Genomic DNA, 22,802 nt, shown 5'->3' on the forward strand with positions numbered 1-22,802 from the left:
CGGGGAAATACCTGATCTGTGGGCCGTTCGGCCCGGCTCGACCCCGGGAGGCGGTCAGGGTCGTCTCGGGGTCATGCCTCATGGTTGGCGGCCCCGCGCTGTGTGACGATTGCGGCGAGATGACGACCACCGCACCCACCGCGGCCGACGCGAACCGCGCCACCCGCCGCGCCACGCGCAACGCGCAGGACCCCATGATCGGCGGCGTCGCCGGGGGCCTCGCGCGGCACCTCGCCGTGCCGGTGCTCTGGGTGCGGATCTTCTTCGTCGTCTCCGGCGTGCTCGGCGGCCTCGGCATCGCGCTGTACGCCGGCCTCTGGCTCGTGCTGCCGTCCGACAGCCGCTTCGACACCGGGGCCCCGGGCCTGGAGAGCGCCAGCCGTGCCGGCATGCGGCCGGGCCGGATCCGCCGGCTCGCCGACGCCGGTCCGGCGGTCGCGGTCGCGGCGCTGTGCTTCGGCCTGATCCTGCTGGCCGAGGCGGTGCTGGGCCAGGGGGCGGTCTTCTGGCCGCTCTTCATCGGCGTCGTCGGCGTCGCGCTGCTGTGGCGGCAGGCCGACGAGGCACAGCGGGAGCGGTGGCTCGACACGACCGGCCGGATCGACCCGGTGCGCGTGGTCCTCGGCTCGGGCGGCTGGGCCGCCTGGGCGCGGCTCGCCGCCGGGGTCGGCATGGTCATCACGGCGCTCTCGCTGTTCGCCTTCCGCGGTGGCTCGCTCGCGATGGCGCGCGACGTCACGGTCGCGGCGGCGCTCGGGGTCGTCGGCATCGGCATCGTGGTGGGTCCCTGGGTCTACCGCCTCGCCTCCGACCTGACGGCGGAGCGGGCCGAGCGCGTGCGCACCCAGGAGCGGGCCGACGTGGCGGCGCACCTGCACGACTCGGTCCTCCAGACCCTGGCGCTGATCCAGAAGAACGCGTACGACGGCACGACCGTCGCCCGTCTCGCCCGCGCCCAGGAGCGGGACCTCCGGTCCTGGCTCTACGCCGGCGAGTCGACCGACGACTCGACCCTGGCCAGCGCGCTGCGGGGCGCAGCGGCCGCGATCGAGGACGCCCACGGCGTCACCGTCGACGTGGTCACGGTCGGCGACTGCGACTTCGACGAGAGCCTGCGGGCGGTGGTCTCGGCCGCCCGCGAGGCCGTCACCAACGCTGCCAAGCACGCTGGCACCGGCCGGGTCGACGTCTACGCCGAGGTGACGCCCACCGCCGTCGACGTGTTCGTGCGAGACCGGGGCCACGGCTTCGACCCCGCGGACACCCCCGCCGACCGCTACGGCGTCCGCCACAGCATCATCGACCGCATGGACCGACACGGCGGCAGTGCCGAGGTGCGGTCCACCCCGGGCGAGGGCACCGAGGTGCGCCTGCACCTGCCCCGCCACCCCGGCGCCGAGGCGCCCCGACAGGAGGACTCCGATGACTGACGCACCGACCCCGGTGGGCCCGGTGACGATCGTGATCGTCGACGACCACGGCATGTTCCGCCGCGGCGTCCGGGCCGAGCTCGAGTCAGCCGGGGCATCGGAGATCGACGTACGCGCCGAGGCGGCGGACGTCGACGAGGCCGTCGCCGCGATCGCCGAGCACCACCCCGACGTCGTCCTCCTCGACGTGCACCTGCCCGGGGGCGGCGGTGTCGAGGTGATGCGGAGGTTGGCGACGTCCCCGACGATGTCGACGTCCGGGGTTCCGCCGCGTTTCTTGGCTCTCAGCGTGTCCGACGCCGCCGAGGACGTGATCGGCACGATCCGCGGGGGAGCCCGCGGCTACGTCACCAAGACCATCACCGGCCCCGAGCTCGTCCAGGCGATCCAGCGGGTCGCGACCGGCGACGCCGTCTTCAGCCCCCGGCTGGCGGGCTTCGTGCTCGACGCCTTCGCCGGCACCATCGAGGTCTCCGCCGTCGACGAGGACCTCGACCGCCTGACGGAGCGGGAGCGCGAGGTGATGCGGCTGATCGCGCGCGGCTACGCCTACAAGGAGGTCGCGAAGGAGCTGTTCATCTCCATCAAGACCGTCGAGACCCACATGTCCAACGTGCTGCGCAAGCTCCAGCTGTCCTCGCGCCACGAGCTCACCCGCTGGGCCTCGGACCGGCGGCTCCTCTGATCCCCGCTGCTACGGGGTCGTGAACTGGCGCAGGTCGGCGCAGAAGTCACGCGTCGAGAAGTCGGAGTTCCCGGTCGACGGCTTCACGATCCGGAACGTGCCGGGCACCTCGGTGTCGTCGTCGGGGTTGCCCGGCGTCCCGTGGTAGTCCATGACGACGGAGATCCGGATCATGCCGGGGTCCTTGAGCACGAAGTTGCCGTACTGGTCGTAGTAACGGGAGCTCCCCTGGGACTGGCCGGTGATCGTGATGGTGCCGTCGCCGTTGTCGACGATCTTCTGGTCGATGTTGTTGACGGCGAAGATGTTGGTGTAGGTGCCACCCGTGTCGGTGTTGGTGGTCACCCCGGTGCCGGCGACGTGCAGCCGGAAGAACGGGAACTTGCTGTTCCCCTTCAGGACTGCCGTCACGTGGCCGACGACGTCGCCGGAGTCGATGGCGGGGGTGCCGTCGCAGTCGTAGGGGTCGGACACATAGACGTCGTGGAAGCGGTCCTTGGCGAAGATCTTGGCCTCCGCCTGGATGGGCAGGAGTGCGGGGGCGGCGGCAACAGTTGCGATCGTGGCGACGACGGCCACGCGGATTCTGGTCATGGCTCTACCTCCTTCGACCCTTCCTACACGCGCCGTCCCGGACGGGGACATGGCCTGATCTGACCCGGCCGGCGCCCGGACGGGTCCCGCGAAAGATCGCCCTTCTGGACCAGAGCGGCGCTCAGTCGAGGACGCCGTGCACCGACGCGCGCGGGGTCCAGCCGTTCACCATGCCGTTGTCGGCGACCACGTGAGGACAGGGGGAGAGCGGTCTATGTCCGCCTGGTGAAGGCGACCTTCCCGCCGGCCTGTTTGGTCATCGTGAACTTCGGATCATGGGCCCGGGCGTGGTGGTGGGGGCAGAGGAGCATGCCCTTCTCCACGGAGGTCTCGCCGTCGAGGTGCCAGGGGATTTCGTGGTGGCAGTGGCACAGGCCTGGTGGCCAGTCGCATCCTTCGGCGTTGCAGCCGCCCTGTTCGATGGCCATCGCGATCCGTTGGGACTCGGTGTGGAAGCGGCGCTTGCGGCCCAGGTCCAGCACCTGGGACTTGCCGCCGAGCACGGCGGGGATGATCCCGGCCTCACAGGCCAGCCGCCGCGCCTGGCCGGCGGTGATCCGCTCAACGGTGTCCAAGGAGGCTGCTTTGAGGCCGCCCATCAGGGTGGAGATGTCCATCGTCACCACGACGGTTGCGTTGACGCCGCCCGCCTTGGGGAGCTTCTTGGTCGGGTAGCGCTCGATCAGCTCGACGAACGCCTGCCCCATCCGCTCCGCACTGGGCCGCCGTTCGCCAACTGAACCGTCGACGGCGGCCCGGTGCTTCGGGGCGGCGAACGCGAGCAGCGCCTTCTTCAACATCGCGGCCTGCGCGGACGGCAGCGTGAACCGGCCATGGACCTTGCCGTGCCCGTCGTCGGTCATGGTGAGTTTCGTGGACCGGGCGGCCTCGCGTTCTTCGTCCTCGAGTTGCTTGGCCTCGTGGGCCTCGGCGGCCTCGGGGTCCAGCAGCTCCAGGATCCGTCGGCCCAGCCTCTTCAACGCCTTGGCGTCGTGCTCGGCGGCGAACTTGATCAGCATCGCCTCGGCCTCGTCGCGGTGCTCGACCGGGAGGACCTCGACCGCATCGACGATCACCCTCGCCTGCTCCACGAGGACGTCGCCCGCGGCCACCGCCGTACGCAACGCGGGCCGCGCCGCGAGCGCGACCGCGAGGCGCATCTTCCCGTGCGCCGCAGTACGGGTCTGGTTGGTCGCGTGCGCCCAGAAGTTCGAGGTTGAGGTCGCCCCGACGGACTCCCCAACCCCGACGGTCTTGGCGTGCTCGGCGACCCGCATCTCCAGCTCCGCGAGCTGGGCGGACAGCCGGGTCGCCGCCGTGAGGGTGGCAGCGGACTCGTCCGGCGACATCGACCACAACGAGACATCCGCCAGCTCCGCAAGCTGCGACTGCATGGCCTCGACAGCTCGCGACACCTGGTGTCGAGGCGGCTGGGTGACCATCGCTGTCATGGGTCAATTCCAGCAGGGACCACCGACAAAACCGCAGGCCAGAGCCTCTATTTCGACTAGAGAAAGGTAAAGAATCGAGAGAATCTTGAAGCCTCGATCGAACGGTCGAGTGAAGAAGCCGAAAGCAAGGAATCAGGGCCCGGAGGCACCTCGTGCGAACCCTGCGGTGACCACGGAAGTCAAAGAAATACGCGCCGAAGGCGCGAGGCCCCGCACCCAACGTCGGCGAACAGGTCCCCACGTCAACCAGCGAAGCGAGAATGTCGGGATGGACGTGCACCACCTGACCCGCGCCGACGCCCGGCGCATCGCGGTCCGCGCCCAGCTGCTCGACCTGCCCCGCCCCACCGGTCTGCACGAGGTGGCTCGCCACCTGACGGTGCTCCAGGCCGACCCGACGGCGGCGGTGGCGCCGAGCGCCGACCTGGTGGTGTGGTCGCGGCTGGGGGCGGAGCACCGGCGCGGTGACCTCGAGGACGCGGTGGCCGCGGGCTCGTTGATCGAGCTGCAGGGGATGCTCCGGCCGGCCGAGGACATCGCGCTCTTCCGGGCGGAGATGGCGGTGTGGCCGGGGACCGGGGACCTGATCGAGTGGCAGCGCGACGCCCGAGACTGGCTGGAGACCAACGACGGGTGTCGCCGCGACATCCTCGACAAGCTGTACGACGAGGGGCCGCTGCCCTCGAGCGCGCTGCCCGACACGACCGTGCTGCCGTGGGAGTCGAGCGGCTGGAACAACGACCGCAACGTGCGGATGCTGCTCGGACTGCTGGTCCGCCGCGGGGAGGTGGCGGCCGCCGGCTACGAGGGTCGCGACCGGCTCTGGGACCTCGCCGAGCGGGTCTATCCGGACGTACCGGTGGTCCCGCTCGACAAGGCGCTGCGGATCCGGGACGAGCGCCACCTGCGCTCGCTGGGGATCGCCCGGCGCGCCGGACAGGCGGGGGAGCGTGCCGTCGTCGAGGGGCTGCGCGGGACGTGGCGCGTCGACCCGTCGTACCTCGACGACGCCTTCACCGGGCGCACCGTCCTGCTGTCCCCGCTCGACCGGCTGGTCTTCGACCGCAAGCGGATGGAGGACCTGTTCGAGTTCGACTACCAGCTCGAGATGTACAAGCCGGCGGCCAAGCGGCGCTTCGGATACTGGGCGATGCCGATCCTGCACGGCGACCGGCTGGTCGGGAAGCTGGACGCGACAGCGGACCGCCGGGCCGGGGTCCTGCGCGTCGATGCGGTGCACGAGGACGAGCCGTTCGGCAAGCGGCTGGCGGCCGAGGTGCGTGAGGAGATCGAGGACCTCGCCGACTGGCTCGAGCTGGAGCTGGAGATCAGCTGCGGGTGAGGTGGGCGCTCCACCGCTCGTCGATCCGCCCGAGCTTCCAGATGGCGACCGAGGCGGCCCAGGTGACGACGAAGAGCAGCACGATGCCGTAGCCGACGTACTCGAGGTCGACGTGGGCGACCGCGGCGAGGGGGCCGTGGGTGACGCCCGCCTTGTCGGCGAGGAGGCCGACGATCTCGATGCCGCCGATGATGAGGGCGACGGCGACCGAGAGGGCCGTGACGGTCATGTTGTAGTAGATCTTGCGCACCGGGCGGGCGAAGGCCCAGCCGTAGGCGACGGTCATGAAGGCGCCGTCGAGGGTGTCGAGCAGGCTCATGCCGGCCGCGAACAGGATCGGCAGCGTGATCACGGCCCACCACGGCAGGCTGGCCGCGACCGCGCCGCCGGCGATGACCAGCAGGCCGATCTCGGTGACGGTGTCGAAGCCGAGGCCGAAGAGGAAGCCGGTGGGGTACATGTGCCACGGCTTGGTGACCGCCCGGGTGACGCGACCCAGGATGCGGTTGAGGAAGCCGCGCTGGTCGAGCTGGCGGTCGAGCTCGGCCTCGTCGAAGTGGCCGCGGCGCATCGACCGGAAGACCTGCACGATGCCGATGAGCGCGGCGAGGTTGATCAGGCCGATGGCGAGCAGGAACCCGCCGCTGATCAGCGTGCCCCAGACGCCGCTGAGCTGCTGGAGCGCGGAGTTCTGGTCGTTGATGCCCGAGGAGAGGGCGCGGACGCCGAGCGCCACCCCCATCACCATCACGAACACGACCGACGAGTGGCCAAGGCTGAACCAGAAGCCGACGCTCATCGGGCGCTTGCCCTCGGCCATCAGCTTGCGGGTGGTGTTGTCGATCGCGGCGATGTGGTCGGCGTCGAAGGCGTGCCGCATGCCGAGCGTGTAGGCAGTGAGGCCCAGGCCGACGCCGAGGACCTTGCCCCCGACCTCGTAGTCGTGCGGCGCGACGACGCCCACCAGCAGGCCCCAGCCCACGACGTGGAGCAGGAGCACGAAGCCGAGGGTGCGGACGAGACTGCGCTTCTCGCCGGCCGAGAGCGGCCGACGGACCGGGCGGTCGATCGTCGTGGGCGTCATGTTGCCCAGCGTACCCACTTGCAAACAATGTGCAATAAGGAGGTCGGCGTACCCCTAGGATCTGGCCATGGAAACGCTCCGGCTGGTGCTGCTCTTCCTCCACATCGTCGGCTTCGCCGCACTCCTCGGTGGGTTGCTGGTCCAGGCCCGGCTCCCCGAGAAGGTCGTCAACGCCCCCATGCGCGACGGCATCGGCACGGCGTTCCTCGCCGGCCTGCTGCTCGTCGGCGTGCTCGAGTCCGGTGACGACCCGGTCAACCACGCCAAGATCGCGGTGAAGTTCGCGATCGGCCTGGTGATCCTGGTGCTGGTCATGGCCAACATGCGCAAGGAGCGGATCCCGCAGGGCCTGTGGGCCGGGATCCTCCTGCTCACGCTGGCCAACATCGCCGTCGCGCTCTTCTGGTCGCCGGTCCACTCGTCCTGACGGACAGGAGCGCGGTCAGCCTCCCGGGCAGAAGGCCGTGCCCGGATCCAGGTCCGGGTGGATCGGGCCCTCACGGCCGCTGATCGCGCCCGCGCCGGCGGCGCCCCGTCGTACGGCGACGATCTCGGCGAGGATCGAGACCGCGATCTCGCCCGGCTCGTCGGCGCCGATGTCGAGACCGATCGGCGCCCGCAGCGTGGCCAGGTCCGCCTCGGTCACGCCGTGCTCCGTGAGCCACTCCCGGCGGCGGGCCTGGGTCTTGCGGGAGCCCATCGCCCCGACGTACGCCGTCCCGGACGTCAGTGCCGCCTTGATGGCCGGCGCGTCCACCTCGTCGTGGTGACTGAGCACGACGACGGCATCGACGCCCGCGAGGCCCGTCCACACCTCCTCCATCGTGGTCGCGACGACGGGTGACCAGCCGAGGGTCTCCAGCATCGGCACGAGCGCGGTGGCGACGGGTCCGTCGCCGACCACCAGCACGTTCGTCGCTTGCGTCATACGGGGCAGTATCCGCCCGATCCGGCTGTCCGTCATGGCACGTAGGGTTGGGCGGGAGATGAGCACCCCCTTCCCGATCCCCGGCCTCGAGCACCTGACCGCGACCGACGAGCCCCGGACCACGCGCCGCGGTCCGTCCCGCGAGGAGCTGCTCGAGGGGCTCAACGAGCCGCAGCGTGCCGCGGTCGTCCACGAGGGGGCGCCGCTGCTGGTCGTCGCCGGTGCCGGCTCGGGCAAGACCCGGGTGCTCACCCGCCGCATCGCGTGGCTGATCTCCGAGCGCCGGGCCCACCCCGGCTCGATCCTGGCGATCACCTTCACCAACAAGGCCGCGGCTGAGATGAAGGAGCGCGTCGAGGATCTCGTCGGCAAGCGCGCCCGGATCATGTGGGTCTCGACGTTCCACTCCGCGTGCGTGCGGATCCTGCGCAAGGAGATCGACAAGTTCGGCTTCAAGTCCAACTTCTCGATCTACGACGCCGCCGACCAGAAGCGGTTGATGGCCCTGGTCGCCAAGGACCTCGACCTCGACCCCAAGCGCTACCAGCCCAACGCGCTGCTGCACTGGGTCTCCAACCACAAGAACGAGCTGCGCGACGCCGAGGAGGCGACCAAGGACGCGCACAACAAGCTCGAGGAGACGTACGCCGCGGCGTACACCCTCTACCAGCGCCGGCTGACCGAGGCCAACGCGCTGGACTTCGACGACCTGATCATGATGACCGTCCACCTCTTCCAGCAGTTCCCGGAGGTGCGCGAGACCTATCGGCGCCGCTTCCGGCACGTGCTCGTCGACGAGTACCAGGACACCAACCACGCGCAGTACGCCCTCATCCACCAGCTCTGTGCCGACCAGATGGAGGAGCCGGTCGCCGCCGGCGACGAGCCCCAGGAGCGGGTCGAGCCGGCCGAGCTGATGGTCGTGGGTGACGCCGACCAGTCGATCTACGCCTTCCGCGGCGCCAACATCCGCAACATCCTCGACTTCGAGCAGGACTTCCCCAACGCGACGTCGATCCTGCTGGAGCAGAACTACCGCTCCACCCAGACGATCCTCAACGCCGCCAACTCCGTGATCGGGCACAACAAGGGCCGCAAGCCCAAGCGGCTGTGGTCCGAGGCCGGCGACGGGGAGCGGATCGTCGGCTACGTCGCCGACGACGAGCACGACGAGGCCCGCTTCGTCTCCGAGGAGATCGACAAGCTCACCGACGAGGGCGCCCACAAGGCCGCCGACGTCGCGGTCTTCTACCGCACCAACGCCCAGTCACGCGTGTTCGAGGAGGTGTTCATCCGCACCGGCCAGCCCTACAAGGTCGTCGGCGGGGTGCGCTTCTACGAGCGTCGCGAGGTGCGCGACGCGCTGGCCTACCTCCGGATGCTGGTCAACCCGGCCGACCAGGTCTCGCTGCGCCGGATCCTCAACACCCCCAAGCGCGGCATCGGCGACCGCGCCGTGGAGTGCGTGCAGGCGCTGGCTGAGCGCGAGCGGCTGACCTTCTGGGAGGCGCTGCGCCGTGCCGACGACGCCCCGGGTCTGGCGACCCGGTCGCTGACCAACATCCGCGGCTTCGTCGCGATGGTCGAGGAGCTCCAGTCGATGGTCGACGCGGGGGAGCGTGCCGACGTGGTGCTCGAGAGCGTGCTGTCCCGCTCGGGCTACCTCGCCGAGCTCGAGGCCTCCGACGACCCGCAGGACGAGACCCGCGTCGAGAACCTCGCCGAGCTCGTGGCCGTCGCCCGCGAGTTCTCCGACGACCCCGTCGCCGGCCCGTCCGCCGACCCCTCGGACGTCGACGCCGGTCAGGTCGCGCCCGGGCTCTCGGACTTCCTCGAGCGGGTCGCCCTGGTCGCCGACACCGACCAGATCCCCGACGACGACGCCGGTGTGGTCACCCTGATGACCCTGCACACCGCCAAGGGCCTGGAGTTCCCGGTCGTCTTCCTGACCGGTCTCGAGGACGGCGTCTTCCCGCACGCGCGGGCGCTCGGCGACCAGCCCGAGCTGGAGGAGGAGCGCCGGCTCGCCTACGTCGGCGTCACCCGCGCCCGCGAGCGCCTCTACATCTCCCGCGCGGTCGTCCGCTCCGCCTGGGGCGCGCCCTCGCACAACCCCGGCTCACGCTTCCTCGACGAGCTCCCCATCGACCTCGTGGACTGGCGCCGCACCGAGGCCTCCCAGACCCGCTGGGGCCGGCCCGACCTGTCCGGCTCGGTCCGGATGGGCGAGCCCACCGCCGCCGGCCGCCGCAACTTCTCCTCCGCGGCCCTGCGTGCGGACGCTGCCTCGAAGGCCAAGCCGGCCCGGGCGATCCCGTCGCTGGAGCCCGGAGACCGGGTCATCCACGACTCGTTCGGCATGGGCACCGTCGTCGCGCTCGAGGGGGTCGCCGAGAAGGCCGTCGCGTCGATCGACTTCGGGTCCGAGGGCGTCAAGCGGCTGCTGCTGCGCTACGCGCCGGTGGAGAAGTTGTAGCGGTCACCGCCCCGGGCATCCCACCGGGTTTCGACACGCTCCGTCGCGGCTTCGCAAGCTCAGCCGCGGTCGCTGCTCAACCACCAACGATCTGATCCGCTGGCGCGGCTCAGATCAGGGCTGGAGGCCGTGGACGACCAGCGCCTGGTACGGGTCCACCGGGTCGCCTCCGCCGGGGCGGACCTCGAGGTGGAGGTGCGGGCCGGTGACGTTGCCCGTGGAGCCGACGTAGCCGATGAGCTGGCCGGCGCGGACGGTCTCGCCCTCGCTCACGGCGTACGACGTCTGGTGGCAGAACCACAGCTCGGTGCCGTCGTCGAGGGTGATGACGGTCTTGTTGCCGTAGGAGCCGTCGTAGCCGGTGGAGGTGACGACGCCGCCGGCGACCGCGACGATCGGGGTGCCGCTGGGCGCCGCGAAGTCGAGGCCGGTGTGGAAGTGGGACCACAGGCCGCTGTACTCGCCGAAGCGGGCGGTCAGGTGGTAGCCCTGCACCGGCAGCACCCAGGCGTTGAGCTTGAGCTTGGCGGCCTGCGCCTCGGCCAGCTTGGCGAACTGCGCGAGCGCGGCGTTGCGCTGCTTCATCTGCGCCTCGGCCTGCTGCACGAGCTCGGCGTTGGCGGCGTCGGCCTGCGCATCGCGGCGCGAGTCACGGCTGACGGTGGCCTTGCGGCCGTCGAGGAGGCTGCTGGAGTCGGTGCCGCTCAGGCCGCTCAGCGCGCTGGCCTGGCTCAGGCGCGCGGTGTCCGAGCCGGTCAGGGCCGGGTCGGCTGCGACGACCGCGCCGCCGGCCGAGACGGCCAGGGCGGTGATGCCGATGAGGATGGGGGCGGACGGCAGCCCGCGGAAAAGGGGGCCGCGCGAGCCGGAGCGGCGCGGGGAGACCTTCTCGGCACGGCGCTTGCCCGCGGCCGGCCTGGCAGGAGCCTGCTCGGTGGCGCGGCGGCTGGCGGTGGTGGCCTCGACGGCGGCCCGACGGGACCGCGCGGGGGCGGCCGGAGCGACCGCCTCGACCACCGGGAGCTCAGCGGTCGGGGTCTCCGAGGGACGGCGGCTGGAGCCGCGGCGTTCCGCTCGGTGGTTGCCCATGAAGAGTGCTCCGCTGGTCGTCGGGGGGGTCATTTCAGCGAGCCATGACTGTAACGGACGGGTCACGACCCTGAAAATCAGGACCAGTCGAGGAGTGTGCCCGACGAGGGGCCCGATCGGGCCATTTCCGGCGATCTGAGGCAAATTCAGGCGGAATGCGGCGTGTCCGGAGGTGCCGTCATCGCCCAGCGGACACGCCTCGTGGCGAGACTCACGCCCGCCTGGCGCGTTCGAACTAGTCCGTTCGGGTGGTGTCAACCAACACGGGTAGTCCGTCCGGGGACCTGTTGCTCAGGAGCCGCGCACGACGTCGAGGACCAGTCGCACCCGCTGGCCCGCCTGGTGCACGCTGCGGAACGACATCCGCGCCGAGGTGATGCGCCGCGGCAGCAGCGGGGCTCCCGCGCCGAGCGTGACCGGCGTGAGTCCGAGGTGCAGCTCGTCGAGCAGGCCGGCGTCGTCGAACTGGCCGACCAGGTCGCCGCCGCCGACCACCCAGATGTCGCTGCCCGGGCCGTCCGCGGGGAGCCGGGCGCAGATCTCGTCGTACACCGGTCGGACGTCCCCGGACACGAGCGTCGTCAGCCCCGGAGCCATCGGCAGGTCGCGGTGGCTGAAGACCCAGCCGGGACGGTCGTCGTAGTAGGTGCGCCACGCGGAGGGACCTCGTACGCCGAGGACGTCCTCGTGTGCCAGCAGCCACTCCCAGGTGGTCGCCCCCATGACGAGCGCACCGATCCGGGAGATGAAGGCGTCCCAGTCGCCGTCGTCCTCGGCGTGCGGCACCTCGAAGAGCCAGTCCAGCCCGTTGTCGGCGTCGGCGATGAAGCCGTCCAGGGTGCAGGCGGTGAAGTAGACGACCCGGGCCATGCGCCGACGCTACGCCGATTCGACGGCCGTATGCCGTGCGTCACGTCGACAGTCCCGGCCTCGTCGCCCGCGAGCGGTCGGGACTAAGGTGCCGGGGAGATACGTGCGGTCGCAGTCCAACGACCGGCAGCTTCGAACAGAACTGGGTGAATCAGTGGATCTGATGGAATTCCAGGCGAAGGAGCTCTTCGCCAAGCATGACGTGCCGGGTACCCCTGGCATTGTCGCGACCACGCCCGCCGAGGCCCGCGCCGCCGCCGAGAAGCTCGGTGTGTGCGTCGTCAAGGCCCAGGTCAAGGCCGGCGGCCGCGGCAAGGCCGGCGGTGTCAAGCTCGCCAAGACCCCCGACGAGGCCGAGGCGCACGCCACGGCCATCCTCGGGATGGAGATCAAGGGCCTCACGGTCCACCGGGTGCTCATCGCGCCCGCCGCCAGCATCGAGGAGGAGTACTACTTCTCCTTCCTGCTCGACCGCGCGAACCGCCAGTACCTCTGCATCGCGAGCGTCGAGGGCGGTGTCGAGATCGAGGAGGTCGCGAAGACCAACCCCGACGCCGTCAAGCAGATCCCGATCGACCCGGGCACCGGCGTCGACGAGGAGAAGGCCCGCGCCATCGTGGCCGAGGCCGGCTTCCCCGAGGTCCTCACCGAGCAGGCCGTCACGACCGTGCTCAACCTGTGGAAGGTCTTCGTCGAGGAGGACGCCACCCTCGTCGAGGTCAACCCGCTGGCCCGCCTGGCCGGTGACAAGCTCGAGGCGCTCGACGGCAAGGTCTCGCTCGACGAGAACGCCGAGTTCCGGCACGCCGACCACGCCGAGTTCGAGGACAAGGCCGCGGCCGACCCGCTCGAGGCGAAGGCCAAGGCCAAGGGGCTCAACTACGTGAAGCTCGACGGCGCCGTCGGCATCATCGGCAACGGCGCGGGTCTCGTGATGAGCACCCTCGACGTCGTCGCGTACGCCGGCGAGGCCCACGGCGGCGTCAAGCCCGCCAACTTCCTCGACATCGGTGGCGGCGCGTCCGCCCAGGTGATGGCCGACGGCCTCGACGTGATCCTGCACGACCCGCAGGTCAAGTCCGTGTTCGTCAACGTCTTCGGTGGCATCACGTCCTGCGACGCGGTCGCCAACGGCATCGTCGGCGCGCTGGACATCCTCGGCGACGAGGCCACCAAGCCGCTGGTCGTGCGCCTCGACGGCAACAACGTGGAGGAGGGTCGTCGCATCCTCGAGGAGCGGAACCACCCGCTGGTCACCCTCGTGGCGACGATGGACGGTGCGGCCGACAAGGCCGCCGAGCTGGCGAACGCCTGAGAACGGGACTGAGAACAACATGTCTATCTACCTGAACAAGGACTCCAAGGTCATCGTCCAGGGCATCACCGGCGGCGAAGGCACCAAGCACACCGCCCTGATGCTCAAGTGCGGCACCCAGGTCGTCGGCGGCGTCAACGCCCGCAAGGCCGGCACGACCGTCACCCACCAGGACGCCGACGGCAACGACGTCGAGCTCCCCGTGTTCGGCTCCGTCAAGGAGGCCATGAGCGAGACCGGTGCGGACGTGTCCGTGGCGTTCGTGCCCCCGGCCTTCACCAAGGACGCCTGCATCGAGGCGATCGACGCCGGCATCGGCCTGCTCGTGGTCATCACCGAGGGCGTGCCCGTCCAGGACACCGCCGAGGTGTGGTCCTACCTGCAGGGCAAGTCCACCCGGATGATCGGCCCCAACTGCCCCGGCATCATCACGCCGGGCGAGGCGCTGGCCGGCATCACGCCCGCCACCATCTCGGGCTCGGGTCCGGTCGGCCTCGTGTCGAAGTCCGGCACGCTGACCTACCAGATGATGTTCGAGCTGCGTGACTTCGGCTTCTCGACCGCCATCGGCATCGGCGGCGACCCGATCGTCGGCACCACGCACATCGACGCCCTCGAGGCGTTCGAGGCGGACCCCGACACCAAGGCGATCGTGATGATCGGCGAGATCGGCGGCGACGCCGAGGAGCGGGCCGCGGCGTACATCAAGGACCACGTCACCAAGCCGGTCGTCGGCTACGTCGCGGGCTTCACCGCCCCCGAGGGCAAGACGATGGGCCACGCCGGTGCGATCGTGTCGGGCTCGTCCGGCACCGCGCAGGCCAAGAAGGAGGCCCTCGAGGCCGTCGGCGTGAAGGTCGGCAAGACGCCGTCCGAGACCGCGGCCCTGATGCGGGAGATCCTGCAGAACCTCTGATCCACGCGTGAGAGGGCGTTCGCGTCGACTCTCAACGCACCGAGAGGGCACTTCCTGCGGCTGATGCCGCACGAAGTGCCCTCTCGGCCATTTCAGAGTCCCTCCCAGTGCCCTGTCAGCAGCCCCGGTCGATGTAGAGGCACATCGCGTCGACGATGCCCTGCACCGACGAGAGGCCCTCGTCGACCTGGAAGTTGACCTCCTGGTCGGGGTGCTGGCCGGCGCCGCCCTCGTTGTAGGTCTCCGAGAGGAGTACGGCGTTGCCGCGCTGCACGAGGGTGGTCACCATGAGACCCGGGGTGAAGCCGCCCTGCTGCCGGTACTGCGTGACGAGCGTGGCGTGCTCCTCGCCCTCGAGGACCGTGCGGACCGTGGTGTAGCCGTCGCTGGTCTGCTCCTCGGGGCAGTCGGCCCACAGCCCGGTCAGCGACCGCACCCACGCGGCGGCGGCGGCCGGCGTCGCGAAGGTGACCAGCTGGCGGGTCCGGAAGTCCTCGGGGTTGGTCCAGCCGCCGGTCAGCGTCGCGGTGGCCTCCGGCGCCGGGGACTTCGTCCCGCAGGCCTCGAGACGGAGCGCGGGCTGCGCGGTGTCCGGGCCGGAGCGCCCGTAGGACTCGCTCTCAGCCTGGCTGTCCTCCGGGTAGCCGTCGAGGATCGGGAAGTCCGCGGGGATGGCCGTGGCGCCCTGGGGCGGCTCGGCGCAGGGGTTCGCGGCGAAGATGCACAGGTCGCTGAGCACCGGCGCCGAGTCGGTGGCCATCAGCTGGCGGGTGTAGTCGATGACCTGCTGGGTCGCACCGCCGGCCCCGTAGTAGGACAGCGCGTGGATCGCGTTGCCGACCCGCACGTTCTGCACGACCGTGAGCTCCGAGCTGAGCTCGCCGCCCTGCTCGACCCGCGCGATCCAGGTGAAGGACTGGTCACCGTAGTCGGAGGGGACGGCGTCGAAGAGGTACGTCGTGCCCTGGTGGGTCTGGCTCGGGCAGCCGGCGACGTCGTCCTCGAGCTGCTGCATCGCTGCGATCGCGGCGTCCTCGTCGTCATAGACCGCGAGCACCGCCTCGCGACGGTCCTCGGACTCGCCGAGGTAGGTCACGCTGGCCCGGTCGGCCGTCGGCGCCGGGGCCGAGCGCTGGGTGCCGTAGCCCAGGCAGGGCGGGAACACCTCGACGTCGGTCGGCTTCTGGACGGTGACGGGCGAGCCGTCGTTGCCGTTGGTCTTCGGGAAGCCCTGGGTCAGCGGGAAGTCGGCCGGGATGCTCTGGCGCCAGGAGACCTTGGCGCCGGCGTCGGCCGAGGCCGAGGGACTGGTGGTGGCAGGGCCGGGCTGGGGCGCGGAGTGGTTGCTGCCGCCCGCGGCGATGGACAGCGGGACGGCGACCAGGGCGATCGCGGCGATGCCGCCGGCGACGGCCACGGCCGTGTTGCGGCGCCGCATCCGGTCACCCCGGCGGCGCACCTCGGAGGCGGGGAGCGGGTTCACGTCGATTCCTTGCTGGAGGTGGCGGAGCTCTTCGAAGGGGTCAGACATGGCTTGCTCCTTCCTGGAGGCCACCGTTGGTGTCGTCGGAGAGCAGAGCGGCCAGCGCCGCGCGGCCGCGGCTGAGGCGGGCCTTCACGGTGCCCTCGGGCACCCCCATCTCGTGTGCCACGGCCTGCACGGGCAGGTCGCACATGTGGTGCAGCACCAGCGCACGGCGTTGCGGCTCGGGCAGCTTCTTCAGCGCCGCGACGACGGCCACGTGCGCCTCGCTCGGCGGTGCGGCGGCCGTGGGCAGCGCGACGGCGCGGTCGGCGGGGCGGCGGCCACGCGTCGTACGCCGCCAGCGGCTCACCGCCAGGCGGTACGCCGTGGTGCGCACCCACGCCTCGGGGTACTCGGCCTTCTTCAGCGTGCGCCGATGGGCCCAGGCCCGCACGAAGGCCTCCTGGACGCACTCCTGCGCCTCGTCGCGGTTGCCGATCATGGCGTAGACCTGGGCCGTGATCCGCTCGAACGACGCGGTGTAGAAGTCGTCGAACTCGCGCTCGTCCATCTCCTCGTTCCCCGTCCGGTGTGTGGTGTCGGGAGGGATACGCACCGGGTGCACCCACGGTTGCACGGAATCGGCAGAAATCTTCCGCACCCGGGCGGGGTCGTGCGAGCGGGGTCCGTCAGGACTTCGGCGCGGGGAGCTCCGGGAGCCGCTCGAGGGCGCGGCGGACCAGGTTGACGAACGTCGCCGGCGGCATGGTGGCCCGGCCGTCCGGGACGAAGCCGACCTGGGCGACCGACGTGCCGTCGCGGGCGATGCCCATGAAGAAGTCGACCTTGGACTTGTCGCTGAGCTCGGTCGTCACCCGCCACACCGTGAGGTCCTGGCCCTTCGTGGCGGCCTGGGCGATCCGGGTGACGTCGGTGCCGAGGTTCTTGTCGTGGCAGGCGGCGAGCCGGGTGCGGACCTGCTCGACGAAGGCCCGGGCGCGCCTCTCGGGCAGCGAGCCCACGGTCTCGGTGAGCCCGAAGGCGTCGGCGAGCTTCGCGCCCGGGACGAGGAAGGTCCGGGTCACGTTGTTGGAGATGCCGGCGGAGTTGAAGTCGGCCTGGTCGCAGCCGGTCGAGGCCGCGTTGGAGACGGCCTTGCGCGGCTCCGTGCCGACCCACGGCTTGTCGATCCCGTTGACCGGCGGCAGGTCGACCTCGCCCAGCATGGCCTGGACCTGGCCGACCGGCAGCGGGGCGACGACCTCGAGCTTCGGGCCGTCCTCGGCGCACGCGCCGGCACCGGGCAGGTGACAGAGGCCGCCGACGGCCGTCGCGAGCATCCGGGCGCTGGCGCCGAAGTCCGGCGTCGCGTCGCCGGGGACGCTGGTCAGCGTCGTGGTGGTGAGCACGCCGGTGCGGGCGACGCCGACGACCGTCGTGGTGACCGGGGCGTCCCAGTCGCGCAGCACGAACAGCATGGCCTCGTCGCCGACCTGGCCGACCCGGCGGGTGGACAGCAGCTGGGCGCGCTCGTCGGTGCACCCGGCGTACCAGCCGAGCGCACTGTCGTAGGCGGCCTTCGCGCGGTCCTCCGTCGCGGAGACCTCGGCCTCCTGGCCGGCCGTGGAGCCGGGGGCCTTGCCCTTGCCCGGGGCCTGGAAGCGGCGGAAGAGGGCGGCGGTGCCCTTTGGGTCGGCGTACCGCTCCTGCTGGCAGGGCAGCACGATCCCGTCGCCGGCGGTGTTGTCGTCGGTGGAGGTGACCTTCCAGTGCCGGCTGTGGGCGAACGACCCGACCTCGTCGGCGGTCAGCATCGCCTCCTGGGGCACCTCCGCGCGCGGGGCGTCCGCGGAGGGGGCGCGGTGGTCGAAGGTCGCGTCGGTGAGGCCCGCCCCGTCGCGCGACAGCGTCGGGTGCACACCGGCGGTGTCGGTGATCAGGCTCCCGGAGACGACGAGCACGGCGACGGCGAGGGCCGCCCCGACGGCGGTGTGCGTACGCCGGCGCGCGGCCCCGGCCCGCCGGATGATCGTGGCCCGCGGCCAGCGGGTGTCCTCGACGTGCTCGCGGAGCGGCTCGAAGAGGGGCTGGATGCCGGTGGTGAGCACGTCGCGGTGCACCGCGAACTGCGCGGCGGCGTTCTGGAGGGTGCGCTCGGCCTCGTCGAGGGGGAGCCCGACCTCGCGGGCCATCTCGCCCATCGGCAGGTTGGTCAGGTGGTTGAGCAGCAGCGCCTTGCGCTGGGTGACCGGCAGCTTGCCGAGCGCGTCGAGGGTGGCCTTGACCTCGGGGTCCAGGCCCTTCTCGCGGTGCCAGATGCGGGCGGTGTGCCGACGCTGCGCGTGCGCCCAGGCGTGCGGCCGGGCCCAGGTCTCCGGGTCGGACTGACGGGTGATCTTGCGCCAGTGGTGCCAGGCGACGACGAAGGAGTCCCGGACGGCGGACCGGCTGGCGCCGAGGTCTCCGGTGAGCGCGTAGGTCTGCAGGAGCAGCCGCGAACGGGCGTCCTTGTAGAACGCGTCGAACTGGTCGGGATTCCTCATGGCCCGTCCACGGTACGGGAGTTGCGGGGGGCCGGGCCAACCGGCGTGGGAGCGCGGATCGCCTTCCAGCCCGGGTCATGATGGCGGGGCCATGACTTCGCTGCTCCCTCGGTCGACCACGGCGTCCACCCGTCCCTCCCGCGACTCCGGGACCGACGCGGGACACCGCCGACCACTGGTCCTGCTGGCCACGCTGGGCGGGGTGGCTGCGGCCGCGAGCCTGCTCCTGGTCTGCCTGGCCGTGGGCGTCGTCGGCTGGTTCGTCACCGACGCCGGCGCCCACGGGACGCCCCGGGACGGCCTGCGGACCGGCGCCCTCGGGTGGCTGATGGCGCACGGCTCGGGCATCCACGTCGAGCACGTCGCGATCACCGCCGTGCCGCTCGGCCTGACCCTGCTCTGCGCGTGGGCGGTCTGGCGGATCGGCCACCGCGTGGGCGACTCGGTCTCCGGCCACGGGCCCGACGCCGACCGCATCGCCGACGGCGAACGCGACTGGACGGTGCCCGTGGCCACCGCCTTCTTCACCATCGGGTACGTCGCCACCGCGATCGTCACGGCCCGCCTCGCCTCCTCGCCCGACACAGCACCCTCGATCGGCCGCGTCGTGCTCTGGGCGATCCTCCTGTGCCTGCTGCTCGGCGGACCCGCCATCGCGATCGGCTCCGGCCGCGCCGCGATCTGGGCGTCGTTCCTGCCGATGTCGCTGCGCGCCGGAGCCTCGACGGCGCTCCGCATCCTGGGCGCCTACCTGCTCGTCTCGGCCGTCGTCTTCGTGGCCGCGTTGGCTGTCGACTTCGGCTCCGCGGCCAACGTGCTCTCGCAGCTTCACGCCGACGCCGGCGACGCCACCCTGCTGATCGGCCTCATGTCGGTGGTGGTGCCCAACGCCGTCGCCTTCTCCGGCTCCTACCTGCTCGGCCCGGGCTTCGCGGTCGGGGCGCAGACGCTCGTCTCGCCCGCGGTCGTGGTGCTCGGCCCGCTGCCGATGTTCCCGATGCTGGCCGCCCTCCCCGACGCGGGCAGCAGCGCGTGGACGCCGTACCTCATGGCCCTGCCCCCGCTCACCGCCGCGGTGGCGGCGGCCCGCACCCAGCGCCGCCTGCCCACCCTGCGCTGGGAGGAGGGCGCCCTGCGCGGCTGTGTCGGCGGGGTCGTGGCCGGTGTCCTGTTCGCCTGCCTCGCCGGGCTGTCCGGTGGCGCGGTCGGGCCGGGGCGGATGCGTGACATCGGGCCGCTGGCCTTCGACGTGCTCGTCCACGCGATCACCGCGTTCGGCATCGGCGGCCTCCTCGGCGGCCTCGCCATGACGTGGTGGCAGCGTCGCGCGGCCCGGCTGTCGGCGGCCGAGACCGCGTAGACCGGGGCGACCCGCGCCGTCGCTAGACTGCCGGGCGTGTCGACCTCTCCCGCGCGCCTCGTCGTGCTCGTCTCCGGCGCCGGCACCAACCTCCAGGCCCTGCTCGACGCGTGCGCGGACCCCTCCTACGGCGCCCGCGTGGTCGCCGTCGGCGCCGACCGTGACGACATCGAGGGACTGGCCCGGGCCGAGCGGGCCGGCGTCCCGACGTTCGTGAAGAAGGTCGGGCAGTTCTCCAGCCGCGAGAGCTGGGACAGGGCCATGGCCGAGACCGTGGCCGGCTTCGAGCCGGACCTCGTCGTCTCCGCGGGCTTCATGAAGCTGGCCGGCGAGCACTTCCTGGCGCGGTTCGGGGGCCGCTACGTCAACACCCACCCGGCGCTGCTGCCGTCGTTCCCGGGCATGCACGGGGCCGCGGACGCGCTGGACTACGGCGTGCGCGTCACCGGCGCCACGCTCTTCATCGTCGACGCCGGGGTCGACACCGGGCCGATCCTGGCCCAGACGGTCGTCGCCGTCGAGGACGACGACACCGTCGAGTCGCTGCACGAACGCATCAAGGGCGCCGAGCGGGAGATGCTCGTCGACGCCGTGGGCCGGATGTCCCGCGAGGGATTCCGGATCGAGGGCCGCAAGGTGAGGTACGGCGCCCCCGTCCACTAGGCTGGGGCTTCACGACTGGCGCAGGTGGGCCACCACCAGGGAGTGCCCCGGGAGACCGGGGAAGAGCGCGCATCGAACGCCTGGGTGCCCTCATCGACAACGAACCACTCGATGAGGAGAAGTACATGACTGCCACCGACGCACGCATCCCGATCAAGCGGGCGCTCGTCTCGGTCTACGACAAGGCCGGCCTCGAGGGCCTGGTCCGCGGGCTGCACGACGCCGGTGTCGAGCTGGTCTCCACCGGCGGCTCCGCGAAGCTGATCGAGGGCCTGGGCCTGCCGGTCACCAAGGTCGAGGACCTCACCGGCTTTCCCGAGTGCCTCGACGGCCGGGTCAAGACGCTGCACCCGCGCGTGCACGCCGGCATCCTCGCCGACCGCCGCCTGGAGTCCCACGTCAAGCAGCTGGCCGACCTCGGCGTCGAGCCCTTCGACCTCGTCGTGTCCAACCTCTACCCGTTCACGGCGACCGTCGCCTCCGGCGCGACGCCTGACGAGTGCGTGGAGCAGATCGACATCGGCGGCCCCTCCATGGTCCGCGCCGCCGCCAAGAACCACCCCTCGGTCGCGATCGTGACCTCGCCCGACCGCTACGACGACGTGCTCGCGGCCGCGGCCGCCGGCGGCTTCACGCTCGAGCAGCGCAAGGGCCTGGCCGCCGAGGCCTTCGCCCACACCGCGGCGTACGACGTCGCGGTGGCCTCGTGGATGGGCTCGACCCTGATGGAGCCCGAGGGCGAGTCGTGCTTCCCGGAGTTCGCAGGCGCCACCTTCACCAAGTCCGCGGACCTGCGCTACGGCGAGAACCCCCACCAGGTGGCTGCCCTCTACACCGACGGCACGGGCGGGCTCGCGGGCGCCGAGCAGCTGCACGGCAAGGAGATGTCCTACAACAACTACGTCGACACCGACGCCGCACGCCGTGCCGCCAACGACTTCGACGAGCCGGCCGTGGCGATCATCAAGCACGCCAACCCGTGCGGCATCGCGGTCGGCGCCGACGTCGCGGAGGCGCACCGCCGGGCCCATGAGTGCGACCCCGTGTCGGCCTTCGGCGGCGTGATCGCGGTCAACCGCCCGGTGTCGGTCGAGATGGCCCGGCAGGTGGCCGAGGTGTTCACCGAGGTGATCGTGGCGCCGGCGTACGAGGACGGCGCCGTCGAGGTGCTCCAGGGCAAGAAGAACATCCGGATCCTGGTCTGTGCGGCGGAGCGGTCCGAGGGGCCCGCCTTCGAGTTCCGCCAGGTCAGTGGGGGAGTGCTGCAGCAGCAGGTCGACCGCGTCGACGCCCCTGGCGATGACCCCTCCTCCTGGACCCTGGCCGCCGGCGAGGCGGCCTCGCCGGAGGTGCTCGCCGACCTCGCCTTCGCCTGGAAGGCGTGCCGTGCGGTGAAGTCCAACGCGATCCTGCTCGCGAAGGACGGCGCCTCGGTCGGTGTCGGCATGGGCCAGGTCAACCGCGTCGACTCCTGCAAGCTCGCGGTCTCGCGGGCGGGGGAGCGGGCCGCCGGCTCGGTCGCGGCCTCGGACGCCTTCTTCCCCTTCGAGGACGGCCCGCAGATCCTCATGGACGCCGGCGTGACGGCCATCGTCCAGCCGGGTGGGTCGGTGCGCGACGAGCTCACGATCGAGGCCGCCAAGGCCGCGGGCGTGACGATGTACTTCACCGGCACCCGGCACTTCTTCCACTGAGCGACTGACAGGATGACCCCCGTGACTGCACAGAAGCTCGACGGCACCGCGACCCTCAAGGCGATCAAGGCTGAGCTCACCGAACGCGTCGCCAAGCTGCGCGAGCAGGGCATCGTGCCCGGGCTCGGCACCGTGCTGGTGGGCGACGACCCGGGCTCGCACTGGTACGTCGGCGCCAAGCACAAGGACTGCGCCGAGATCGGCGTGGAGTCCATCCGGGTCGACCTCCCCGCCACGGCCACCCAGGCCGAGGTCGAGGCCGAGATCGACCGCCTCAACGCCGACCCCGCCTGCACCGGCTTCCTCGTGCAGCAGCCGACCGGGCTCGACGAGTTCGCCCTGCTGTCCCGCGTCGACCCCGACAAGGACGTCGACGGGCTCCACCCGGTGAGCCTCGGCAAGCTCGTGCTCGGCGAGGAGGGCTCGCTGCCCTGCACGCCGGTCGGCTGCATCGAGCTGCTCCGTCGGCACGGCGTGGAGATCGCCGGGGCCGAGGTCGTCGTGGTCGGTCGCGGCCTGACCGTGGGCCGCCCGCTCGGCCTGCTGCTCACGCGTCGCTCCGAGAACGCCACGGTGACCCTCTGCCACACCGGCACCCGCGACCTGGCCGCCCACGTGCGCACCGCCGACATAGTCGTCGCCGCCGCCGGCGTGCCCGGCATCATCCGCGGCGACATGGTCAAGCCGGGCGCCGCGGTGCTCGACGTCGGGGTCTCGCGGGTCGACGGCAAGATCGCCGGTGACGTCGCCGACGACGTGTGGGAGACCGCGGGCTGGGTCTCGCCCAACCCGGGCGGCGTCGGTCCGATGACGCGCGCCATGCTGCTGTCCAACATCGTGCAGATGGCCGAGAAGGCCGCAGGCTGACCCGCCCGTGACCGATCCCGAGGAGTCACC

20 protein-coding genes and 1 riboswitch are annotated in these 22,802 nt (G+C 71.6%); of the genes, 11 read left to right on the forward strand and 9 right to left on the reverse strand.

The window, feature by feature from the left end; genetic code table 11:
• Window positions 1-119: 119 nt before the first annotated feature.
• Complete coding sequence (locus FB382_RS02460) at window positions 120-1,430, forward strand: ATP-binding protein (RefSeq protein WP_182536497.1); 1,311 nt, start codon at window positions 120-122, stop codon at window positions 1,428-1,430.
• On the forward strand, window positions 1,423-2,115 hold the full coding sequence (locus tag FB382_RS02465) for a LuxR C-terminal-related transcriptional regulator (protein ID WP_182536499.1): 693 nt from the start codon (window positions 1,423-1,425) through the stop codon (window positions 2,113-2,115). Before FB382_RS02460 ends, FB382_RS02465 begins: the two co-directional genes overlap by 8 nt.
• A 9-nt stretch (window positions 2,116-2,124) precedes the next feature.
• Here the strand turns inward: FB382_RS02465 and FB382_RS02470 are convergent, their stop codons facing one another.
• Both FB382_RS02470 and FB382_RS02475 read right to left on the reverse strand, forming a co-directional pair.
• The gene (locus tag FB382_RS02470) at window positions 2,125-2,709 is read right to left on the reverse strand and encodes a hypothetical protein (RefSeq protein ID WP_182536501.1); all 585 of its coding nucleotides are present in this window, start codon (window positions 2,707-2,709) and stop codon (window positions 2,125-2,127) included.
• Window positions 2,710-2,921: 212 nt separating this feature from the next.
• Window positions 2,922-4,160, reverse strand: coding sequence for an HNH endonuclease signature motif containing protein (locus FB382_RS02475; RefSeq protein WP_182536503.1), 1,239 nt, complete (start codon window positions 4,158-4,160; stop codon window positions 2,922-2,924).
• 268 nt (window positions 4,161-4,428) lie between these two features.
• Here FB382_RS02475 and FB382_RS02480 point away from each other — a divergent pair, with 268 nt between their 5' ends.
• Complete coding sequence (locus FB382_RS02480) at window positions 4,429-5,502, forward strand: DNA glycosylase AlkZ-like family protein (RefSeq protein WP_182536505.1); 1,074 nt, start codon at window positions 4,429-4,431, stop codon at window positions 5,500-5,502.
• Here FB382_RS02480 and nicT read toward each other — a convergent pair.
• Window positions 5,489-6,586, reverse strand: a complete 1,098-nt coding sequence (nicT, locus tag FB382_RS02485) for a Nickel transporter NicT (protein WP_182536507.1) — start codon at window positions 6,584-6,586, stop codon at window positions 5,489-5,491. The two genes, FB382_RS02480 and nicT, sit on opposite strands and share 14 nt — an antisense overlap.
• Window positions 6,587-6,653: 67 nt before the next feature.
• Between nicT and FB382_RS02490 the strand changes: the two genes are divergently transcribed.
• On the forward strand, window positions 6,654-7,013 hold the full coding sequence (locus FB382_RS02490; RefSeq protein WP_182536509.1) for a hypothetical protein: 360 nt from the start codon (window positions 6,654-6,656) through the stop codon (window positions 7,011-7,013).
• Window positions 7,014-7,028: 15 nt separating this feature from the next.
• On the opposite strand, the gene FB382_RS02495 is transcribed toward FB382_RS02490, so the two are convergent.
• A complete protein-coding gene (locus FB382_RS02495) occupies window positions 7,029-7,514 on the reverse strand; it encodes an XdhC family protein (protein ID WP_182536511.1) in 486 nt (161 codons plus the stop codon).
• A 58-nt stretch (window positions 7,515-7,572) separates the two neighbouring features.
• Between FB382_RS02495 and pcrA the strand changes: the two genes are divergently transcribed.
• Entirely contained in the window at window positions 7,573-9,990 is a 2,418-nt protein-coding gene (pcrA, locus tag FB382_RS02500) for a DNA helicase PcrA (RefSeq protein WP_125039095.1), read from the forward strand.
• 114 nt (window positions 9,991-10,104) lie between these two features.
• Here the strand turns inward: pcrA and FB382_RS02505 are convergent, their stop codons facing one another.
• Together FB382_RS02505 and FB382_RS02510 are read right to left on the reverse strand one after the other, a co-directional pair.
• On the reverse strand, window positions 10,105-11,112 hold the full coding sequence (locus FB382_RS02505) for a M23 family metallopeptidase (protein ID WP_182536514.1): 1,008 nt from the start codon (window positions 11,110-11,112) through the stop codon (window positions 10,105-10,107).
• A gap of 258 nt (window positions 11,113-11,370) precedes the next feature.
• Window positions 11,371-11,949 (reverse strand): dihydrofolate reductase family protein, encoded by a 579-nt coding sequence (locus tag FB382_RS02510; protein ID WP_182536516.1) that lies wholly within the window; start codon window positions 11,947-11,949, stop codon window positions 11,371-11,373.
• A 154-nt stretch (window positions 11,950-12,103) separates the two neighbouring features.
• On the opposite strand from FB382_RS02510, the gene sucC reads away from it, so the two are divergent.
• Together sucC and sucD are read left to right on the forward strand one after the other, a co-directional pair.
• Window positions 12,104-13,264 (forward strand): ADP-forming succinate--CoA ligase subunit beta, encoded by a 1,161-nt coding sequence (gene sucC / locus FB382_RS02515; protein ID WP_125039096.1) that lies wholly within the window; start codon window positions 12,104-12,106, stop codon window positions 13,262-13,264.
• 19 nt (window positions 13,265-13,283) lie between these two features.
• A complete protein-coding gene (sucD, locus tag FB382_RS02520; protein WP_125039097.1) occupies window positions 13,284-14,180 on the forward strand; it encodes a succinate--CoA ligase subunit alpha in 897 nt (298 codons plus the stop codon).
• A 115-nt stretch (window positions 14,181-14,295) separates the two neighbouring features.
• Here sucD and FB382_RS02525 read toward each other — a convergent pair whose 3' ends face one another.
• The 3 genes from FB382_RS02525 to FB382_RS02535 form a co-directional block, all read right to left on the reverse strand.
• On the reverse strand, window positions 14,296-15,711 hold the full coding sequence (locus FB382_RS02525; protein ID WP_182536518.1) for a hypothetical protein: 1,416 nt from the start codon (window positions 15,709-15,711) through the stop codon (window positions 14,296-14,298).
• On the reverse strand, window positions 15,704-16,216 hold the full coding sequence (locus tag FB382_RS02530) for an RNA polymerase sigma factor (RefSeq protein ID WP_182536520.1): 513 nt from the start codon (window positions 16,214-16,216) through the stop codon (window positions 15,704-15,706). Before FB382_RS02530 ends, FB382_RS02525 begins: the two co-directional genes overlap by 8 nt.
• Before the next feature lie 118 nt (window positions 16,217-16,334).
• A complete protein-coding gene (locus FB382_RS02535; protein WP_182536522.1) occupies window positions 16,335-18,188 on the reverse strand; it encodes a SigE family RNA polymerase sigma factor in 1,854 nt (617 codons plus the stop codon).
• 91 nt (window positions 18,189-18,279) lie between these two features.
• On the opposite strand from FB382_RS02535, the gene FB382_RS02540 reads away from it, so the two are divergent.
• The 4 genes from FB382_RS02540 to FB382_RS02555 all read left to right on the forward strand — a co-directional run bounded on the left by FB382_RS02540 (window position 18,280) and on the right by FB382_RS02555 (window position 22,772).
• Window positions 18,280-19,548 carry a cell division protein PerM gene (locus FB382_RS02540; protein WP_182536524.1) on the forward strand — a complete coding sequence of 423 codons (1,269 nt, stop codon included), beginning with the start codon at window positions 18,280-18,282 and terminating at the stop codon, window positions 19,546-19,548.
• A 27-nt stretch (window positions 19,549-19,575) separates the two neighbouring features.
• Window positions 19,576-20,211, forward strand: a complete 636-nt coding sequence (gene purN / locus FB382_RS02545) for a phosphoribosylglycinamide formyltransferase (protein ID WP_220481489.1) — start codon at window positions 19,576-19,578, stop codon at window positions 20,209-20,211.
• Window position 20,212: 1 nt separating this feature from the next.
• Window positions 20,213-20,304, forward strand: a riboswitch (ZMP/ZTP riboswitch).
• Between the two features lie 32 nt (window positions 20,305-20,336).
• Entirely contained in the window at window positions 20,337-21,905 is a 1,569-nt protein-coding gene (purH, locus tag FB382_RS02550; RefSeq protein ID WP_182536528.1) for a bifunctional phosphoribosylaminoimidazolecarboxamide formyltransferase/IMP cyclohydrolase, read from the forward strand.
• A 21-nt stretch (window positions 21,906-21,926) separates the two neighbouring features.
• Window positions 21,927-22,772 (forward strand): bifunctional methylenetetrahydrofolate dehydrogenase/methenyltetrahydrofolate cyclohydrolase, encoded by an 846-nt coding sequence (locus FB382_RS02555; protein ID WP_125039104.1) that lies wholly within the window; start codon window positions 21,927-21,929, stop codon window positions 22,770-22,772.
• The last annotated feature ends 30 nt before the right edge of the window (window positions 22,773-22,802 follow it).

The organism is Nocardioides ginsengisegetis (genome assembly GCF_014138045.1).
In the GTDB taxonomy this organism is placed as follows: Bacteria; Actinomycetota; Actinomycetes; order Propionibacteriales; family Nocardioidaceae; genus Nocardioides; species Nocardioides ginsengisegetis.

What these genes read in the sequence shown, in the direction of transcription:
- FB382_RS02460 (WP_182536497.1), top strand. Translation starts at nt 120, where the DNA reads ATGACGACCACCGCACCCACCGCGGCCGACGCGAACCGCGCCACCCGC.
- FB382_RS02465 (WP_182536499.1), top strand. Translation starts at nt 1,423, where the DNA reads ATGACTGACGCACCGACCCCGGTGGGCCCGGTGACGATCGTGATCGTC.
- FB382_RS02470 (WP_182536501.1), bottom strand. Translation starts at nt 2,709, where the DNA reads ATGACCAGAATCCGCGTGGCCGTCGTCGCCACGATCGCAACTGTTGCC.
- FB382_RS02475 (WP_182536503.1), bottom strand. Translation starts at nt 4,160, where the DNA reads ATGACAGCGATGGTCACCCAGCCGCCTCGACACCAGGTGTCGCGAGCT.
- FB382_RS02480 (WP_182536505.1), top strand. Translation starts at nt 4,429, where the DNA reads ATGGACGTGCACCACCTGACCCGCGCCGACGCCCGGCGCATCGCGGTC.
- nicT (WP_182536507.1), bottom strand. Translation starts at nt 6,586, where the DNA reads ATGACGCCCACGACGATCGACCGCCCGGTCCGTCGGCCGCTCTCGGCC.
- FB382_RS02490 (WP_182536509.1), top strand. Translation starts at nt 6,654, where the DNA reads ATGGAAACGCTCCGGCTGGTGCTGCTCTTCCTCCACATCGTCGGCTTC.
- FB382_RS02495 (WP_182536511.1), bottom strand. Translation starts at nt 7,514, where the DNA reads ATGACGCAAGCGACGAACGTGCTGGTGGTCGGCGACGGACCCGTCGCC.
- pcrA (WP_125039095.1), top strand. Translation starts at nt 7,573, where the DNA reads ATGAGCACCCCCTTCCCGATCCCCGGCCTCGAGCACCTGACCGCGACC.
- FB382_RS02505 (WP_182536514.1), bottom strand. Translation starts at nt 11,112, where the DNA reads ATGACCCCCCCGACGACCAGCGGAGCACTCTTCATGGGCAACCACCGA.
- FB382_RS02510 (WP_182536516.1), bottom strand. Translation starts at nt 11,949, where the DNA reads ATGGCCCGGGTCGTCTACTTCACCGCCTGCACCCTGGACGGCTTCATC.
- sucD (WP_125039097.1), top strand. Translation starts at nt 13,284, where the DNA reads ATGTCTATCTACCTGAACAAGGACTCCAAGGTCATCGTCCAGGGCATC.
- FB382_RS02525 (WP_182536518.1), bottom strand. Translation starts at nt 15,711, where the DNA reads ATGTCTGACCCCTTCGAAGAGCTCCGCCACCTCCAGCAAGGAATCGAC.
- FB382_RS02530 (WP_182536520.1), bottom strand. Translation starts at nt 16,216, where the DNA reads ATGGACGAGCGCGAGTTCGACGACTTCTACACCGCGTCGTTCGAGCGG.
- FB382_RS02535 (WP_182536522.1), bottom strand. Translation starts at nt 18,188, where the DNA reads ATGAGGAATCCCGACCAGTTCGACGCGTTCTACAAGGACGCCCGTTCG.
- FB382_RS02540 (WP_182536524.1), top strand. Translation starts at nt 18,280, where the DNA reads ATGACTTCGCTGCTCCCTCGGTCGACCACGGCGTCCACCCGTCCCTCC.
- purH (WP_182536528.1), top strand. Translation starts at nt 20,337, where the DNA reads ATGACTGCCACCGACGCACGCATCCCGATCAAGCGGGCGCTCGTCTCG.